The 16,573-nt window shown below is 42.7% G+C and carries 19 protein-coding genes; 4 read left to right on the forward strand and 15 right to left on the reverse strand.

What is annotated here, in order from left to right:
• Positions 1-16: 16 nt before the first annotated feature.
• The 5 genes from FD05_RS07680 to FD05_RS07700 form a co-directional block, all read right to left on the reverse strand.
• Positions 17-1,438 (reverse strand): MDR family MFS transporter, encoded by a 1,422-nt coding sequence (locus tag FD05_RS07680; protein ID WP_020280530.1) that lies wholly within the window; start codon positions 1,436-1,438, stop codon positions 17-19.
• A 149-nt stretch (positions 1,439-1,587) separates the two neighbouring features.
• Positions 1,588-2,034, reverse strand: a complete 447-nt coding sequence (locus tag FD05_RS07685; RefSeq protein WP_020280529.1) for a hypothetical protein — start codon at positions 2,032-2,034, stop codon at positions 1,588-1,590.
• Positions 2,035-2,048: 14 nt separating this feature from the next.
• Entirely contained in the window at positions 2,049-2,363 is a 315-nt protein-coding gene (locus FD05_RS07690) for a hypothetical protein (protein WP_039932448.1), read from the reverse strand.
• Positions 2,360-2,725 (reverse strand): hypothetical protein, encoded by a 366-nt coding sequence (locus FD05_RS07695; protein WP_020280527.1) that lies wholly within the window; start codon positions 2,723-2,725, stop codon positions 2,360-2,362. The genes FD05_RS07690 and FD05_RS07695 overlap by 4 nt, the downstream gene beginning before the upstream one ends.
• Positions 2,726-2,849: 124 nt before the next feature.
• On the reverse strand, positions 2,850-3,992 hold the full coding sequence (locus tag FD05_RS07700) for an NADH-dependent flavin oxidoreductase (protein WP_020280526.1): 1,143 nt from the start codon (positions 3,990-3,992) through the stop codon (positions 2,850-2,852).
• Positions 3,993-4,128: 136 nt separating this feature from the next.
• On the opposite strand from FD05_RS07700, the gene FD05_RS07705 reads away from it, so the two are divergent.
• A complete protein-coding gene (locus FD05_RS07705; RefSeq protein ID WP_020280525.1) occupies positions 4,129-4,587 on the forward strand; it encodes a nitroreductase family protein in 459 nt (152 codons plus the stop codon).
• Positions 4,588-4,898: 311 nt separating this feature from the next.
• On the opposite strand, the gene FD05_RS07710 is transcribed toward FD05_RS07705, so the two are convergent.
• The 7 genes from FD05_RS07710 to FD05_RS07740 all read right to left on the reverse strand — a co-directional run bounded on the left by FD05_RS07710 (position 4,899) and on the right by FD05_RS07740 (position 11,506).
• Positions 4,899-6,338, reverse strand: coding sequence for a C69 family dipeptidase (locus tag FD05_RS07710; RefSeq protein ID WP_020280524.1), 1,440 nt, complete (start codon positions 6,336-6,338; stop codon positions 4,899-4,901).
• Positions 6,339-6,407: 69 nt separating this feature from the next.
• Positions 6,408-6,827, reverse strand: coding sequence for a hypothetical protein (locus FD05_RS07715; RefSeq protein ID WP_020280523.1), 420 nt, complete (start codon positions 6,825-6,827; stop codon positions 6,408-6,410).
• Positions 6,828-6,913: 86 nt separating this feature from the next.
• Positions 6,914-8,422: a phosphoenolpyruvate carboxylase gene (ppcA, locus tag FD05_RS07720; RefSeq protein WP_020280522.1), complete on the reverse strand. Its 1,509-nt coding sequence runs from the start codon at positions 8,420-8,422 to the stop codon at positions 6,914-6,916.
• Positions 8,423-8,686: 264 nt separating this feature from the next.
• Entirely contained in the window at positions 8,687-9,112 is a 426-nt protein-coding gene (locus FD05_RS07725) for an OsmC family protein (RefSeq protein ID WP_020280521.1), read from the reverse strand.
• Between the two features lie 96 nt (positions 9,113-9,208).
• On the reverse strand, positions 9,209-9,496 hold the full coding sequence (locus FD05_RS07730; protein ID WP_020280520.1) for a putative quinol monooxygenase: 288 nt from the start codon (positions 9,494-9,496) through the stop codon (positions 9,209-9,211).
• A gap of 39 nt (positions 9,497-9,535) precedes the next feature.
• Entirely contained in the window at positions 9,536-10,168 is a 633-nt protein-coding gene (locus tag FD05_RS07735) for a DUF3862 domain-containing protein (RefSeq protein WP_020280519.1), read from the reverse strand.
• 138 nt (positions 10,169-10,306) lie between these two features.
• Entirely contained in the window at positions 10,307-11,506 is a 1,200-nt protein-coding gene (locus FD05_RS07740; RefSeq protein WP_020280518.1) for a hypothetical protein, read from the reverse strand.
• A gap of 177 nt (positions 11,507-11,683) precedes the next feature.
• Between FD05_RS07740 and FD05_RS07745 the strand changes: the two genes are divergently transcribed.
• Entirely contained in the window at positions 11,684-12,448 is a 765-nt protein-coding gene (locus tag FD05_RS07745) for a DUF4931 domain-containing protein (RefSeq protein WP_039932444.1), read from the forward strand.
• A 242-nt stretch (positions 12,449-12,690) separates the two neighbouring features.
• On the opposite strand, the gene FD05_RS07750 is transcribed toward FD05_RS07745, so the two are convergent.
• Both FD05_RS07750 and FD05_RS07755 read right to left on the reverse strand, forming a co-directional pair.
• Positions 12,691-13,725 (reverse strand): baeRF6 domain-containing protein, encoded by a 1,035-nt coding sequence (locus tag FD05_RS07750; protein ID WP_020280516.1) that lies wholly within the window; start codon positions 13,723-13,725, stop codon positions 12,691-12,693.
• 163 nt (positions 13,726-13,888) lie between these two features.
• Positions 13,889-14,107, reverse strand: a complete 219-nt coding sequence (locus FD05_RS07755; protein WP_020280515.1) for a hypothetical protein — start codon at positions 14,105-14,107, stop codon at positions 13,889-13,891.
• Positions 14,108-14,304: 197 nt separating this feature from the next.
• On the opposite strand from FD05_RS07755, the gene FD05_RS07760 reads away from it, so the two are divergent.
• Together FD05_RS07760 and FD05_RS07765 are read left to right on the forward strand one after the other, a co-directional pair.
• Positions 14,305-14,862, forward strand: coding sequence for a VanZ family protein (locus tag FD05_RS07760; RefSeq protein WP_039932442.1), 558 nt, complete (start codon positions 14,305-14,307; stop codon positions 14,860-14,862).
• 58 nt (positions 14,863-14,920) lie between these two features.
• Positions 14,921-15,322 (forward strand): pyridoxamine 5'-phosphate oxidase family protein, encoded by a 402-nt coding sequence (locus tag FD05_RS07765; RefSeq protein WP_020280513.1) that lies wholly within the window; start codon positions 14,921-14,923, stop codon positions 15,320-15,322.
• A 54-nt stretch (positions 15,323-15,376) separates the two neighbouring features.
• Here FD05_RS07765 and FD05_RS07770 read toward each other — a convergent pair whose 3' ends face one another.
• The gene (locus FD05_RS07770; RefSeq protein ID WP_020280512.1) at positions 15,377-16,279 is read right to left on the reverse strand and encodes a zinc ribbon domain-containing protein; all 903 of its coding nucleotides are present in this window, start codon (positions 16,277-16,279) and stop codon (positions 15,377-15,379) included.
• Positions 16,280-16,573: the final 294 nt, after the last annotated feature.

Here is a 16,573-nt window from a genome sequence, read left to right on the forward strand (position 1 = left end):
CATGTCAAAGCATCAATTATTGTGAACTGTGCGATAAATTTGTTGCAGACTTACGGTTAATTTGACGAGTTGCGGGGTGCCTGGTATACAGTTTTCGTGACATAAATAATGCGACAACCAGGAAGACTAGGCACATGGTAAATCCGGCTTGAATGCCCATTTGCTGGTTGTTGGAATGGCCAGTAAAAAAGTGACTGGCAATATTAATCGTTGCGACGATAATGGCAGTTCCAAAGGATGCGGCAATCTGGCGCAACGTGTTGAAAGCAGCCACTCCATCGGCAATCATTTCATTTGGCAAATAAGATAACGCCTGGGTTTGAATTGGGATCAAAATCAGAACTAAGCCCAACTGACGGATGGTTTGGCCTACCGTCAGCATGGTTACAGAAGCGTTGACGTCGATAAATGCTTGCATCATGGTTCCAAAACAATCAATCAAAATTCCAGTTGTGACAATAATCCTGACAGGGTAGCGGTCAAATAAACGACCGCTGACTGGCGACATGAAGCCGGTCAACACCGCTCCTGGAAGTAGGGCTAATCCGGAAATAATCGGGCTCTTGCCCATTATGGTTTGGATTAATAGTGGCAGCAGGATCGTGTTGCCATACATGGTGGAAACGATCAGTGAGTTGACGATGGTAGCTGTCGTAAACTGAGGATTTTTGAAAACGTTCAAGTTAACGAATGGATGATCCGAATTTTTCTGAGTGAGGACAAAGAGGGTAATCAGCCCGGCATCGATGACAAACGGCAGCCAAACGGTCACTGATCCGATTGAATACTGGCTGACATTTGAAAAACTCCACAATAATCCAAGTAAGCCAAAACTGATAGTCAGCATTCCTTCAACATTGAACTGTGGCTCCTGGCTGGTTGGAACTTTAGGCAAAGCCACAATCGCCATGATGAGGTCGATGACAATGAATGGCAGCACTAAAATGAATAGGTAACGCCAAGAGAAGAAATCCAAAATAATTCCGGAAAGCGTGGGTCCAATGATTGGCGAGAAGTTGAATGCCAGCCCGACAATCCCCATGACAGCACCTTTCTTGCCGGGTTCTGCATAGCGCATAGCTAGCGTATTAACCAGTGGCATCATCATCCCGGAACCGATGGCTTGAATCATGCGCGCAATAATCAACGTGAAGAAATTGGGCGCCACCGCACCGACCAGTGTTCCGAGCAAAAATACCCCGCTAAAGGTAATAAATAATGAACGGAAAGTAAACTTCTTGGTGAAGTATGCACTGACAGGAATCATAATTGCATTGACCAACATGTAGCCGTTACTGATCCATTGAACAGTTGCGGATGGGACGTTGAACACTTTCATAAAAGTTGGCAGAGCAACATTCATCAGTGTTGAACAGAGGATTCCGAAGAAGGCGCCGAACACCATGATGAAGAGTGAATATTTATTTTTTTTGGACATTAATCGCACTTCCAAGTATGTATTCTAAAATAAGCAACTCTAAATAGTGTAATTTTAAAAGTGGATAATTGCAACCAGTTTATAGGTGTTCACTAATTGTAAAATAATCAAAAATGGAATTGCGTGATGGCAATTCCATTTTTTAAATTTTATGCGTTTTTTGAAACTCGATAGAAATACGGGGAAAATGGCGTTGCTTTGGCAATATTGCGTCCATTGTAGTAAACATGGACATAGCCGTGGCCGACTCGTTTGAAAGTGAATCGCGCTTTTCGAAGTTCATTCAGTTCGTTCGTGCCCACAATTGTGTAAGCTTTTGAACCAACGTGTTTCCATTTGGTATTCTTGATGTGCCAGCCTGCTGATTGGGTTAGGTAAGCATTCACACTATTCTTTCGAACCCGCACAGATTCATAGCTATAGAATTTCTTCATACCAAAATATTTACCGATATTAATCGTCTTATCCTTCCAGTGACCATGCAATGCGGTTGGCGTTCCCTGGTGCCAAGTTGCGGCTTGAGTGCTTGTTGTGGCCGCTCCCAGAAATCCCAGCGACGCAACCGCCGTCATCATCAATTGGATACCCTTATTCATGCAATCATCTCCGATTAATTTGCCTGATCAAATTTATGAACCAGCTGAATCACCATGCTTGGCTCACTGCCGGGAATGGCGCGATAGACCACATAATCTCCTGGTATCAGATCAACGGATTCCAGCTGGGCTTTCTGGGCAACGCTGAAGCCGGCAACTTCATAATAGGCGTGGCCGTCAACGTCTTCATCGGTCAAGGTCACGTTGACTTGCTCGAGTGGGGCAACGTCTAGTGACGCCCGGCGCAATGCCAGATACTGGTAGTTGATCGAATCAACCATAATCGTAATTTCATTGTTGGTGCAGGGGACACTCATGGTCTGTTTCAAATTGGTTTACTTCCTTCTTTGAGTTTCGCGTGGCGAATATCGTTTACATTTATTGTAACCATCTTATCGGTTTGAAGATAGATAAAATTATCATTGGCGCCAATCACGATGCCACTTATATTATAAACGTTTAGGTAGCCGTCATCATTTAATTGCAGCGTAATTTGTTTGGAATTCTGCCAACTGTCCTGTAAAACGCGGTCGATGACTTCCGGGTCTTGCTCTGGTAGTCGGTGAGTTGGGACTTCGTCGACTTTCTTGTCAGCCATATCCTGAGTGTGGTCACTCAAAAAGTAACCCAGCCACTTCACCATGCCACGGTCATTGTAGAGCCATTGGTCGCGTGGAACGTCTCGAATCATGTTTAACACCCCCATGGCTATAATATACGAACATACGTTCTAATCGTCAAGGGGAACAATTCAAATAAAAAAATCCCAGGTCCAAAATGATTGTCGGCCTTGGGATTGGGGGAATGTTACAGTTTTAAATTCGAATCTGTTTCTCATCAGTTGAAATTGGGAAGCCCTTCTTAAACGCAGTCCGCAAGAAATTCAGTAGTGGGGGAGTCACTTTTAGTTCATCCAAATCTCGGAGTGAGAAGGTATAGCGAATCGCCTTTTCATCATCCGCTTCAACTTTTTGGACCCACTTCGGTTCGCGGATTAACTCCCGACCCATGGCGGCGAATTGAACACCTGCGTCGATTAATTTTTCGACTTGGGCAGGGGATGCCAAGTGGCCAACGGCCATTAGCGGCAAATCGTCAGCGAGCACTTGCTGGACTTTTTCGAACAGTGGCTTTTTATCGTCGCGATCGACAATCGAACCCTGCCAAGCATCGGCTAATGACATGTGCAGGTAATCAATTGGCTGCTTGTTTAATTCTTGAATCAACGCCAATGTGTCAGCCATTCTAATCCCAGGGTCTTCAATTTCTTCAGGTGAAATTCGGTAACCCAGAATGAAGGAAGGGTTATCAGAGTGCTTAATAACGTCTGCACAGGCGGCAACGACTGCCAAGGGGAAATGCATCCGCTTTTCCAATGATCCACCCCAGTCGTCCGTTCTGCGGTTAGAGTGGGGGCTGAAGAATTGCTGGATCAAATAGGTGTTGGCACCGTGGAGTTCGACGCCATCAAAGCCGGCATCGATTGCCAGTTGGGTGGCATTGGCGAAATCTTGAATGGTTTGTTCCACTTCTTCGCTTGAAAGCGCACGAGGTGTTTCGGCACCCAAACGTTCAGGAGCGACTGCACTGGCAGAAATAGTCTGGCGACCGCGAAGGACATGCGAGTTACTCATGCGTCCGGCACTGAAGATCTGGAGAATCGCTTTAGTGTGGTTGATCTTAATTGCGTTGGCCAAGCGAGATAGGCCAGGTAACATCTTCTCGTGAGCAACGCTGAGTTCGCCTTCGAAGCCTTTGCCCAAATCATTGACGTTGGCACATCCAGTAATGATCATGCCGGGGCCACCAGCCCGTAGCCGAAAGTAGTCGATTTCGTCGTTGGTAATTGAACCATCTTCAAAGCTCGACATTTCAGTCATTGGGGACATGGCGATTCGATTTTTGATAGTGACGCCATTTCGTAATTTGGTTGGCTGTAAGAAATTATAGTTAGTCATGGGAAACCTCCTGATTGTTATTAATACATTGAGTGTACCAAATAAAAGTAAATTTTCCAGGTGAAGAGAAGCCATTCCTTTTCCAATAAAAGCGGTTACAATAGAAGCGGAAGCAAAATTGAAGGAGGAATTATTAATGGAAACATTGAAAATGATTCAATCTCGTAAAGCAATTCGTGAATATTCAGGCCAAGTCAGTGATGATCAGCTGCATGAAATCTTAGTAGCTGCAAATGCCAGCCCAGTTGGCATGGGTCGATACGATGATTATCGACTTACGGTCATTCAAGATCCAGCTGTTTTGTCAAAGATGACTGGAATTTATGAAGCCCCAACTGTCATTGTCGTTTCAATTAAAGATGATAGTGCCTCAGATGAGGTTTCTGCAGGTGCCATCGTGCATAACATGGAGTTGGCTGCTGAGGATCAGGGCTTAGGTGCCAACTACAATATGGCCAGCTTGGGATCAATTCCAAGTGAAGTCATTCCTGATGGGTTTAAACCAGCATTTGCGTTGACCTTAGGGCAGACCAGTGATGAATTTACACCGCGGGAGATTCCTTTGGATCGGATTAAGACGAATATGGTTAAGTGATTAGTGAAAGAAAATGGATCGGCTTTCTCAACGGTTTCGTTGGGAGGCTGATCCATTTTTTTGTGGAGAAATCGCCATTTAATTTGCTGTTCATCTAGGTCTTCGAATTATGGTTTCTGGATGCACTTTCTTTATTTGGTGGAATTGCTTTGATAATGATTGTGCTTTGAACGAGCCTTTTACCTAGCAGAAACGTGCTTCGACGACCCTGACCCCTACTGCATAAACAAGAAGCATCAACGATGAACAAAGTGCGTTCATCATTGGTGCTTCTTGCTTATGCTCCGGGGCCACCCGGGGCTCGTCACACTCTACAATTCTCCGCCCTTCTCAAACGTAGGAACCATCTTCTCAGCTCTCATTAGCAGCAGCTGATGAAGCAAATCTTTTACATTCTCAGTAATTGCATTGGCAATCTTGTCATTAACCTGATTATGCCAATCAGTCACTTTATCTGCGGCAATATTTTTAAATTCAGCATCAGCCGTTGCGACGGCTGCTCGGCCGTTGGCAAAGCCAAACTTGCGACTTTCTGACACGGCGGTCATTGCTTCCAAGTCGTGCTCTGCGAAGAACGGATCTGCGAGCATGGCAACTAATTTGTTCAACCAATAGAAGCTCTCAGTTGTGGTACGCAAGGGGGTGTTCTTGAAGTTTGTTGGCGTATCCGTGCAGTTCGCAAAGAATGGCACTGGCGCGTTAAATTCGTTGACGCCTTCAGCCAACCAATGAATGGCCGCATGTTCGGCAGGGAAGTCGGGACGGATTTGCAGGATATGCATCTCTTGGTTCCGGTTCATACCGATCGGGCGATAACGCAGTCGTGATTCTTCGGTACCGGTTTTGCCATATGGGTCAAAATCGGTGCCCTGATAATGGCTGCTCAAGAAGAAGGCAATGTCTTCAACTGAGATCAAATGATCGGCAATTCTGGTAAATGGCATGGTCCGACTTTCTGGATCCTGCTCAATTTCAGGGTTAAACATCTTTTGGCCGTACCAAACACGAGGGGTGTTGTAGTAATGATCAGCCTGAGTGTCCTCACCAAAAATATCACGGAAGTTAAAGCCGGAACGGGCCTTGTTCAAATGATTCTTTTCAGCGAATTCTTTCAAGTCGGTGCTATACATATAGTGGTCATGATCGTTGAAATCAATTTCTTGGATGCCGGTTTGGTTAGGTGCTACCGCATATGAATCGTCAGGGATGCGTTCAGCCGCCCAATGATGGCCGCCAACTGTTTCAAAGTACCAGACTTCATCAGAGTCTGAAAAAGCAATGCCGTTACTTTCACAGGTCCCAAATTTGGTGACCAGTTCGCCCAAGCGTTTAACGCCTTCGCGGGCATTGTGAATATAGGGCAGAACACATGTCAGCATGGCTTCTTCGCCGATACCTTCCATGACCAGTGGATCAAGGCCCAGCATGGTTGTGTTGGTAAATTCGGTTTCGGTTGAACTCATGGCAACATTATCAGTGTTGATTCCCGATTCACCCCAGAGCCCATCGCTGACATCAGCGTTGGGAGTCTCAGTATAGCGAAGTGGATGATCCGGCAATTTTACCCGAAATTGGTTAAAAGTCGAAATATATTCACTGGGTTGTTCTTCGGGATTGACGACAACAAAACGTTTGGCGTTAATACCGCCACCAGCGTCTTCGTTACGAGCAATCATGGTGGAACCGTCGACAGTTGCGTTTTTACCAGCTAAAAATGCGGTACAGCTGGAGACATTCTGAAATTCATTCAATCAAATCATTCCTTCTCAATTTTTTACATCGGATCGATTAGGAAGCGGTGCTTGGTGCATGGCTGAAGCTTAATAACTGAATACTAGTTGGTTGGTGATTGATTTAGGAAGGACCAAAGCTTCACCATAAATCCAGTACTTTTGTACTTTGGTGTGCTTAGTGGCTTTCTTGGTCGAGTACTTGGAGATGCGGTACCAGTTGTATTGCAGTCCCTGGCTGGCGAACATGTCAACGTGAACCTTGGTTCCTTTTTTGAAGCCACTCTTAGCCCAAGAAGTCGTTTCCTTGTTCTTGTAATTACTATTCGGCACGTGATTGGTCAACTTAAATGACTTATAGTTGGCACCAATTTTTGCTGTAAAATTAGCCTTGTGATAGCTCAGTGATCCAGTCCTTGAAGCTGCACTTGAAGCAGGGGATTGGGCCACGGATACAAAGCCACCAAAACTCAATGCAGTTACAGCCAACAAAATACTTTTTTTAAACATACAATGATCTCCTTTCAATGTTCAATTAATTTCAGTATAAAAGTCTATGCAAAAAAATTCCAGCTGGTTCGCTGGAATTTCAGTGATTATCCTAAGAACTTACGCAGGATTGCTTGGCGACTGATTAATGTGGTCTTAGTTTCCTTATCAGAAATCTTAACCAAGTCGGCAGCTAATTGCGCATGTTTTTCTTGTTCAGGCGTTTGTGGACCGGCTTTAATATCAAAAAGTCGTTCGATGGCTTCGATATCTTCGTCGACAGCTTTCCAAGCAGAATTCTTAGCTTGAAGGGCTTCTAAAGCGTCCTTACTGAAGTATTTGGCAACGTGTTCGTAATCATGCTTGATGTTTGGATAGTACTTCATCAAAGTGTTTAATTCTTTTTCGCTTAATTTGTTCAAGATTCGGCCGGTACCAAGAAATTCTGGTGGGACACCGACTGAGTAAAGCGCACCGGTAAAGGTAATCGCACGAGGCATCTTGTAGCCATCGACATCACGTGAGTAACCGATAATCCCAACGTGTTGGTGACGGTCCCGACGCTTAGGGAATGAATCAAAGACTGGTTGTAAGTCGTTGATCAGCGGATCCAAAGTTTCGTGATATTCTGCAGCAGCTTTTTTAGCAATTTCCAACAAAATGTCTTGATCATCATGATCGATAATGTCGAACTCGCTCTTTTGTAAGCCATCGCGAAGCTTGATAATCGCTGGTTCAACGACGTCTAATGGATAATCGTAACGGAAGGCTGATTGAATCGTGGCTGTCTTTAAACCAGGGAATTCTTCGAGGTAACGGTCGATCATCATTGGTGACAAGCCGCCACGGAAGATGGTGCTTCCAGTTCCGGCGATTGGGTAAATTGGCATACCAGTTTCCTGTTCGAATTCAGCCAAACCAGTCAATGCTAACTTATTACCAATGATACTGTTCAAGAATCCATTGGAAAGAGCGGAATCAGATCCGGCTAAGAAGACCCGCATGTAGCTTAATTCACGGCCAAAGTGGTCTTTGTACATTTCAAGATACTTTTTCAAAATCTGAGGTGCGTGTAATTGAGATTCGAATCCTTCAAACAATGGGATCATTTGCAGGGTATCTGAATCTTTGTGTCCGGTATTAAACTCAGTTGACTTGTAGTGTGAAAGGCTGGCAAACTTGTCTTCCATCGAGATCAGCTGATCGGCTGATTGGGTCATTGGCAAAATTGCTTCGAATAACGGGCGTTCCTTGAAGCCGAGGTCGTAAGAGAAATCTTCGGCAGACAAGATAGTGGTCATGGCCTGCATCAAACTGTAACCTTTTTCTTCCCAAATGTTTGGCAGACGGAAGGTTAAGAATTTATCTTTGCCAAGGGGATGCTTCTGAAAGTATTCATAGTGCTCGGAGTATAAACGGTCAATGACAGATGCATCGGCATGCTTACCTTCCCAGTCCCACATGTATTCATCGGCGTCTAGCTTAGAAAAGTTTTGGTAAGCCTCGTCAATTTCACGGAATGCAGAAACAAATGCGCTATCGTTGTGCTTGAAGAACGGAACTCCTGCGTTATCTGGATGTTGAGTACCCATAATATTAGGGATTTTTCTATCCATAAAAGAATGCCTCCTGAGATTTAATTAAGTTCATTTAGAATGATTATACAGTAAAACATGGTGAACTGAAAATAATATTAACAAATCGGCCAAATTCATAAAATGTTGAAATATCCGAATATTCATGAATAATTTAATCAGTTAATTAATTATTTCAATTAAATATTACAGCTTATTTAGGAACTTTACCAGCTTTTTAGGTCAAATTAAGAACATTGCCGCAAATGAAAACGCCTGACTCCGTGGAGGAGTGGCGTTTAAAATTTAACCAAAGCTGGTCACTGTTTCGGCTGTGTAGTTACCACTATTCTTAAGTAACTTTGAAACTGGGCAGCGGTTTTCAGCTTCCTGTGCAAATTTGTCAGCTGTTTCAAAGTCGACGCCCTTGACCATGATCTGAGCGTGAACCAGGAATTGATATTCAGCACGCTCACCAATGTAGGCGACTTTGACATGAACTTCTGCAGTGTGGGGAACACCATGCTCACGTTCAACTGCCTGCAGGGTTGCTTCCAAACAGGTTGCTAATGACATCCCCAGTAGTTGTTCTGGATTGGTGCCAGGCTTCGAATTAAGTGGGCTGCTGGTTTCAACTTTGATGCCATCAGGGACATAAGCGTGGCCGTTTAAGCCTTCATCATTGACAGCTTCAGTTTGATACAGTGGGTTATTCCATCTTTCGTCTTGCATTATGAATGCCTCCTAGTTTTTTTATAGTTGATTATAAGCGCTTTCATGGAAAATGAAAGAAACTGGGACAAAATGTTTTTGCCCCAGTCACATTATCTACTCGTTATAATCCATTCGAATAATCACGGGATCTTTGGTCAAAAAGTCGCCAACCCCTGCCAAAAATTTCTGGAAGTGCGGCGTGTGGTTGTGAAAATCAACTGCATCGGCATCCTGCCAGTGTTCGATAATCTCATATTCGGTATCGCTGTGTAGTTTCTTGAAGTGATCATAACTGACGTTGCCAGTTTCACCACGAGAGCCGTCGACCAGCTCATCGATAAATGCTTCGTAATCCTTCTGCATTCCCGGTTTAACGGACAATTCAACGTTAATGACTTTCATCTTTGTAGCCTCCTATAAAATGTTAGGGCATGTACACCATTAGTATATCGAAGTTTTGAACTTATTGTTCAATTTATCATCTGTAAATGTGAGATCGTACGCGGTCCCTTTGCTGTCAGTCACATAAAGTAAGTATTTACCTGACATTGGACCCTGGCCCGTGATGGATTCGCCATTTGGAGATCCCAAAGCATCGATAGCAGCCTGATATGTAGTTCCGAGACCTAATTTGTCAATTTTTGATTTGGAGATGATGCGCTGTTTGCGTTTGGCAGCGGGTGTATAAGATTTGCCGACCGCTTTGTGATTCAGAAACTGAACCTTGACCTTGGAAACAGGGAAGGTGGCCGACACATCTTTCCAAGTATACTGAGTGGTCTTTTTAGTGACACCACTCACCGTCACACTATCAACTCTGGAAGGGGTACCAAATAACTTGATGACCTGATCTTCAGAGGAACCATAGGCAGCGTCGGTAATGTCACCGATGTTAATGCGATTGAAATTATCTAGATTAATGCCTTCAGCTTCACGGTCATGCTTATATTGTGCAGCCGTTTTCTGACTGTCAAAATGATGATCCACTGGCTTTTTTGTCGAATTTGACGTACCACACGCTGACAGTAGCAGTGTGCTCATTAATGCGAGTGTAACAGTGATTGGTTTTACCATAGAATTCCCCCTGACGACGTTGGTTATGTATGTTGATGAATTGTGAACATTATATACTTATTCCGCCGCAGACAATAGAACAATTTAGAAAAAAAGAGGCTGATCAAAAGTGTTAACTTTTGTCTCAGTCTCACAAAGTTATTCATTTGTCGAAGAATCGTCAGTCTTACCAAGAATGAGTGCATATACACTGGCATGCCCGTAGGCACCATCTTGGATAATCGAGCCGTACTTGTCTGGAATGTTGTTAACGATATAAATGCCAAGTTTGTATCCTGATAGTGCTGCCCTTTTGGAAGCGGGGTAGCCAGTTTTGTCGAGAGCAGATTTAACGCCAGCTAGCTTGACCGCATTACTTGCTGTCTTGTGTTTGTAGAGATAATTGCTGGCCAATTTCAGTGAAATAATATCGGTGTATCCCTTGGTTGAAACGGTATTTTTATCCTCATACCATAGTACGCCTTCATCGTCACTGGCATAGTTGTATGCCGCAATCTTTGAAAGTCCAAGATCAACTGGTGTATTCGGGAACAGCTTGACAATTTCTCGGGCCAACTTCTGGTAGTGGCCGGTCTGAATGTAATTTAAATAGTTTGAGCTATTCAGGAAGTCATTTGGATAAACAATGTTTTGGCCGGTGTGAATTGGGTTGGTGCCTTCAGTGAGATTGCCAGTGTAAACATAACCACTGATGTATTTACCATTTCCTCTTAGATAGCCACCGAGGTAGTCGTAATAAGAAATTTTGCCGTTGTGTTTGACGGTCGCAATGTGAGCCCGACTCCAAGTCATTCCAGGATAATCTTTGAGGTTCAACCGTTTCTTGGTATGAGTCCAATCCCACATGTAAACATTTTGGGATGGATTTTTGATGTAAAATGAACCGCGATTTTTGGTGCCATACTTCTTTTGGAGAATCTGATAACCATAAGGGCTATAACCCTTTTGCAGTGCGCTGGCTTTGACATAGCCTTGTCTGCCACGTGAAAAATTGGTGACATAGTAATAAGTCCCGCTCTTTAAGTGGTGATAAACGCGAACTTTTTGTTGAACAAACCATGTGGTCGAACGATAATTTGATAGTTTATAAAGTTTCTTTTGAAAATCCTTGTAATTGAAATTTTTATCCTCACTACCGCCAAAATACTTACTCCATACATAAGCTTGAGTTTTAGGTTTTGCATGGTAAGCGTTAGCAATGCTGGCTTCTGAATCGTAAGTCTTGAGGACTTTGATTCGGTAGCCATTGTGAGCCGCTTGAGCTGGCGCACTTGGGGCCGTCAGCATGAACAGTAGTGATGCAATGAAAATGCCAATAATTTGAATTACTTTTTTCATTTAATTTCTCTCCTCAAATGCAAAAATGTTTCTGAATAAATCTGTCAACCAAAATTGTATCCTTGAAAGAACCGATTAGTCAAACTTTCTCGATTAAACGGGGATTATTTACCAGTCGAATCTTATTTTCGAATATAATGTCTATAGAAGGTTAAAAACGAAAGACAGGTGAATCACTTGGCAAATCAACCCTTAGTATTTGATTATCAAGCCGCCAAAGGCAAGCCGGAAAATATTCGGCATCCGGAAGGGTACTGTCCGTTTTGCGATGTTGCCCATTTAACGAATATTCTTGCCCAAGATGAAGATCGAATTTGGCTGGTCAACAAATTTAGAACCCTTGAAGATACGCTGCAAACTGTTGTGATTGAATCCAGCGACCATCTTGGTGGTCCCTCAACATATTCAATCGAACAGAATCGTAACGTATTTGAATTTGCTTTCAAGTGCTGGCATCAGATGATCATTTCCAATAAGTATCGAAGCACCATCATGTACAAGAATTATGGCCCACTGTCTGGCGGCAGTTTGCGTCATCCACATTTTCAAATTGTTGGTCTCAACGATTACGATGTCTATGAAAATGTCGACATCAGCAATTTTACCGGTGTCGAGGTAATCAATGATGATCATTGTGAAATCACGCTCTCAACCCACCCAATTATCGGTTTTGTAGAAATTAATATTGCCATTGCCGAGGTCGGTCACATTAATGACTTGGCCGATGCAGTGCGGGTAATCGTCAAATACCTGTTGAATGATTATATGGGCGGCCGACTATCTTCGTACAACTTATTTTTCTACGAAATGGCTGACAAATTCTATTGCAAAATTGTGCCGCGTTACGCGACTTCGCCGTATTTTGTTGGCTACAAAATTGCCCAAGTGCAAAATGATGCTCGGTTGGAAAAAATTGCCGCTGATATTCGTGAAAGACTATAAAAACATGACTCTAATTTATGTAATCCAAAAGAGAGTGCGAAAAAAGGCGTTTTGATCCCAGAATTTAAGGGACTAAACCAATTATTCCTGATTCTGGAATGGTTGGTTTAGTCCCTTAAATGGCTGGGATCAGCCGATTTGAGCACGTTTTGGCTACGTAATAATGAAACCACTAAAAAGGCTGAGATAAAAGTTTGCACTTTTGTCCCAGCCTCCTTATTCAGGCAGAATTTGATCGTTGTTTAAACTGCACTCACCAGTGGAACTGATGGATCATCGTTGACCACTGTGACGCTGGTATCTTGTGCCAATGCCTGTTTGATCATCTGATTGATTTCAGTGTAGATCTTTGGATCAGCCGCCTTGATTTCGTTACGGGAAGCAACGAATAGATGACGGATATCCTTGGAATTTAATAAGTTTTCAATATTCTTGAAGTCGGTGAACAACTGATCTTTAAACGTTTTGGTAATCGCTTCAGCAGTGTTTTGACGATTGCTGGTTTCAATTGCCGTATTGACTAAGGTCGCAATTTCAGTAGGCGTGTCATTTTGAACCGATTGATCGACCTCAAAGTTTGCCAAATGTAAGCCATTATTAATCTTTTTGAATAAGTTAATATTTTGAGATAAGCCCATCAAGACAAATTGATGTTCAGACAATTCCTGGTTGTTCTTCAAAAAGTCCATCAATACTCGGTAATAACGTTCCTGGTCAATTTTCTTTTCCTGAGTGGTTTCATTATGACCATGGTATTGGGCATTGCCACCACGGGCACTGAAGTTCAACTCACCGCCACGCAATTCATCACCCAGGGCTTCCTTAACGGTAGTCGGGTAATCTTTGACTTCCAGTGCGGTCACTCGTTTGTTGGCAAGCTTGTATAATTTACTGTTATCACGGTTTAATTCGATTAATGTGTAATCCATATTTGGTGCTTCGCTCAGTAGCAGCAGGAAATCGATCGCATTTTCAATTCGATAGTCCGCTTCACCAACGCTGGTTCTGATCAAATGGTAAACGTTTTTACCGAGATGATCAGCAATTACCGTCATGCCTTCATAGGGCAGTTGCTCACGGGTAAGGTCGTTAACATCGGAAATAAATGGTTCGATTCCGGCACCAATTTCTTTTTGAATCTTTTTAAGCATGTTCTTAACTCGGAGTTGTTCACTTTGGTCAAACGACAGCTTACGTAAGTTAAGATTCAAAGTAATCACCGGTGCTTGCAGATCAGGTAACTTCGCCAAATCAGATACAGAAATAATAGTTGCCATAAGTAGGACACTCCTTCGTTATCAATATTAGTTATAACTGTTTATTTATATAACCTACTTCTATTATATCAGATTGGGCAGGGGAAGTCTTGTGAAGCGCTTGCAAAGAATTCTTCAGTGTCCTTTCAGCTGATTAGAACAGATTAAAAAAGAACGCCAATTATTAAGGCGTTCCATACTGTAAATTTGTGATAATCGAGATCAAGCCACCAAAAAGTGTAAATAAAACGCTCAACACAGCAAGAGCCACGAATAAGTGCCGCCACTTAAAGGGTGCCGGTTCACCCCGAGCGTTTTTATAAATTAGATAAAATGCGCCAGCAACAATTGTGAAAACTGCTGCCGCAAGTAAGATCCAGACAATTGCAAAAACGATGTCCATGATGTGCCTCCGTCATTAATGATACTTGTAAACATAGCATTAGGAGCCGCAATGCGCAACTATGCGATAAGCATTATGTTTACCTTAAGTTGATTATGATGTCTTAAGATTTAAGTTTCAGTTAATCGCGCCTTTCTAAAATGAATTTAACGAATGAAAGTCATCCGCAAATTTGATCGAAAGAAAGGTGGGAAATGATGATTAAATGGCTTCCGTACCTATTAAATATTACAGGCGTTCTGGTGTGGCTAAAGATGCAGTCCGGCAATTTGAGACGATTGTCGTGGTGTCAATTGTTCACGATTGGCTCGGCAATTCTTTACATCTTGTTTGTCAGCTACTTAACCTTAGCACCAACTTCATATGCATTTGTCGGACCACAGCACGTGTCACCGATGATGATTGGATCGGCACCGATTAATCTGATCCCATTTTGGAGCACCACTGCAGATTTTTATCAAAACGTCTTGATGATGCTGCCGATGGGTGTGTATCTCGGATTATTGCTGCCAAAATTCAATTTCAAGAAAGTCTTACTGACTGGTTTGGGCGTCAGTTTAACAATTGAAGGCCTGCAGTTTGTGCTCGATTTGTCGGTTGGACTCTCGAGATGGGTTGATATTAATGATGTTTTGACAAACACGTTTGGCGTATTAGTCGGCTGGGGTGTGTTAAAGGTTTTAAGGCATACAATCTTGGCAAGCCTTCTAAACGATTTTTCAATCACAGCGTTTTCACAACCCAAGGGTAAATGATTGCCCTTTGAATCGGCAGGCTCTAAAATAAACTTACTTAAAGTTAATAGGAGATGTTATGATGGCTAAATTGAACCAGGCAATGAAAGATATGATTGCCGGAGAATTATCGTATATTTCAACTGTTGATGCAGATGGTAATCCAGATGTTGGCCCAAAGATTTCGATGCGGGTTCTGGATGATGAACATCTGATTTATAACGAAATGACGGGCGGTCAAACCCAAGCTAACATTAATGATAATGGTAAAGCAATCGTTGCTGTCGCAAATGCAAAAGCTTTGAAGGGCTTCAGATTTGGCGGCACTGCCAAGCTTTATACGGATGGTCCATATTATGATCAAGCAGCCAAATGGGCAGAGGGCAAGTTCCCAGTTCCTAAGGGCGCTGGCGTCATTACGATTGAAAAGATTTGGACATTGGATCCAGGTCCTAAAGCAGGAAAGATTTTTGAAGAGTAATTGATAGTAAAATTGCCAGCTTATCAAATTTTGATGAGCTGGCAATTTGTTTATCTAAGCTTGGTAACTGATGCTTTCTGAGAAAGTGATGCCATCTGCAACCGTATCAAACGATTTTGCATCATCCGATTCGTCAGTCAATATTTTGATTGAGGCTGGTTTTAAACCAGAAGTTGATTTTCCAAGGAGAATCAAAGCATACTCAACTCTCTTGGCATTTGGCGCAATTTCATCAACTGAACCAGTATCGCTGAGGGAATCATCATCAGAACTTGTCTGATAACCATTAGAATAAATTACTTGTTTGATTCCGCCGAATTGAATCGCACGACTTGAATTATTTTTGACAGTGTATTCAATTTTAATCCGACTATAATCTTTTGGGAGATTATCTTTACTAAATGTGTCAATGGCTTCATCTAGTTGATCTTGAGTGTTTGCATGGATTTTATCAACTTCGGCATGCTTAAACTTTATTGATAGAGGTCCACTTTTGACGGTGGTGTTGGGCTTTGCACCTAAGCCAATCAAGGTTGCTTTTCCAATAATTGGACTGTTTTTCCATTGCCCAACCTTCGAGGGGTGGGTGAGTGAATCTGATGGGATCTCATTAGGATCCTTTTCTTTCGGCTTCGCTTTCGCCTTCGTCGTTTTGGAGCTTGCTGCCGGCTGCATCACAACCGTTGTTCTGGCACTATTCAACAATGCGATACACGTTACCATGCCAACACCCAAAACAATGATTGCCCAAATCATCCAATTTTTGTACCAAAGCTGTTTGGGCGTTGATAACTGACGAGTCGGTGTCGGAATTTCGGCCTTTTGTTTTTCAGTGTGTGGTTGGGCAGGTTGTTGATCCCCCAAAGCAACCTGTTCTTTACCACAATATGGACAGTACTGCGCCGCAAGCGGAATGGCTTTGCCGCAACTTAGACAAAATTTTGTTTCTTCATTCATGATGATCCTCCAGAATATGTATTCAGCTTTTATAGTCATCAGGTTTGGACAAAAAATAACTTAGGAGCGTTCGGTTGCCCCTAAGTTGCGAATACTTTGTAGTTAATCGTTTTACAAGCCATCTAACTATACCTAACTAATAGTACGCTCGTCAATCATTTTTAAAACTTTGTTTAATCTTTTTATAGACATAAATTTATAATTTACACATCCGAGAAACCCTTACATATCAAATAATTAACCGCTTTCAATCAAAAAGTCGTTTTAATTGTATTTTCGGTTGTACAAAACTAA

It is taken from the genome of Lentilactobacillus otakiensis DSM 19908 = JCM 15040, assembly GCF_001434145.1.
Taxonomy (GTDB): Bacteria; Bacillota; Bacilli; order Lactobacillales; family Lactobacillaceae; genus Lentilactobacillus; species Lentilactobacillus otakiensis.

What these genes read in the sequence shown, in the direction of transcription:
- FD05_RS07680 (WP_020280530.1), bottom strand. Translation starts at nt 1,438, where the DNA reads ATGTCCAAAAAAAATAAATATTCACTCTTCATCATGGTGTTCGGCGCC.
- FD05_RS07685 (WP_020280529.1), bottom strand. Translation starts at nt 2,034, where the DNA reads ATGAATAAGGGTATCCAATTGATGATGACGGCGGTTGCGTCGCTGGGA.
- FD05_RS07695 (WP_020280527.1), bottom strand. Translation starts at nt 2,725, where the DNA reads ATGATTCGAGACGTTCCACGCGACCAATGGCTCTACAATGACCGTGGC.
- FD05_RS07700 (WP_020280526.1), bottom strand. Translation starts at nt 3,992, where the DNA reads ATGACTAACTATAATTTCTTACAGCCAACCAAATTACGAAATGGCGTC.
- FD05_RS07705 (WP_020280525.1), top strand. Translation starts at nt 4,129, where the DNA reads ATGGAAACATTGAAAATGATTCAATCTCGTAAAGCAATTCGTGAATAT.
- FD05_RS07715 (WP_020280523.1), bottom strand. Translation starts at nt 6,827, where the DNA reads ATGTTTAAAAAAAGTATTTTGTTGGCTGTAACTGCATTGAGTTTTGGT.
- ppcA (WP_020280522.1), bottom strand. Translation starts at nt 8,422, where the DNA reads ATGGATAGAAAAATCCCTAATATTATGGGTACTCAACATCCAGATAAC.
- FD05_RS07725 (WP_020280521.1), bottom strand. Translation starts at nt 9,112, where the DNA reads ATGCAAGACGAAAGATGGAATAACCCACTGTATCAAACTGAAGCTGTC.
- FD05_RS07730 (WP_020280520.1), bottom strand. Translation starts at nt 9,496, where the DNA reads ATGAAAGTCATTAACGTTGAATTGTCCGTTAAACCGGGAATGCAGAAG.
- FD05_RS07735 (WP_020280519.1), bottom strand. Translation starts at nt 10,168, where the DNA reads ATGGTAAAACCAATCACTGTTACACTCGCATTAATGAGCACACTGCTA.
- FD05_RS07740 (WP_020280518.1), bottom strand. Translation starts at nt 11,506, where the DNA reads ATGAAAAAAGTAATTCAAATTATTGGCATTTTCATTGCATCACTACTG.
- FD05_RS07750 (WP_020280516.1), bottom strand. Translation starts at nt 13,725, where the DNA reads ATGGCAACTATTATTTCTGTATCTGATTTGGCGAAGTTACCTGATCTG.
- FD05_RS07755 (WP_020280515.1), bottom strand. Translation starts at nt 14,107, where the DNA reads ATGGACATCGTTTTTGCAATTGTCTGGATCTTACTTGCGGCAGCAGTT.
- FD05_RS07760 (WP_039932442.1), top strand. Translation starts at nt 14,305, where the DNA reads ATGATTAAATGGCTTCCGTACCTATTAAATATTACAGGCGTTCTGGTG.
- FD05_RS07765 (WP_020280513.1), top strand. Translation starts at nt 14,921, where the DNA reads ATGATGGCTAAATTGAACCAGGCAATGAAAGATATGATTGCCGGAGAA.
- FD05_RS07770 (WP_020280512.1), bottom strand. Translation starts at nt 16,279, where the DNA reads ATGAATGAAGAAACAAAATTTTGTCTAAGTTGCGGCAAAGCCATTCCG.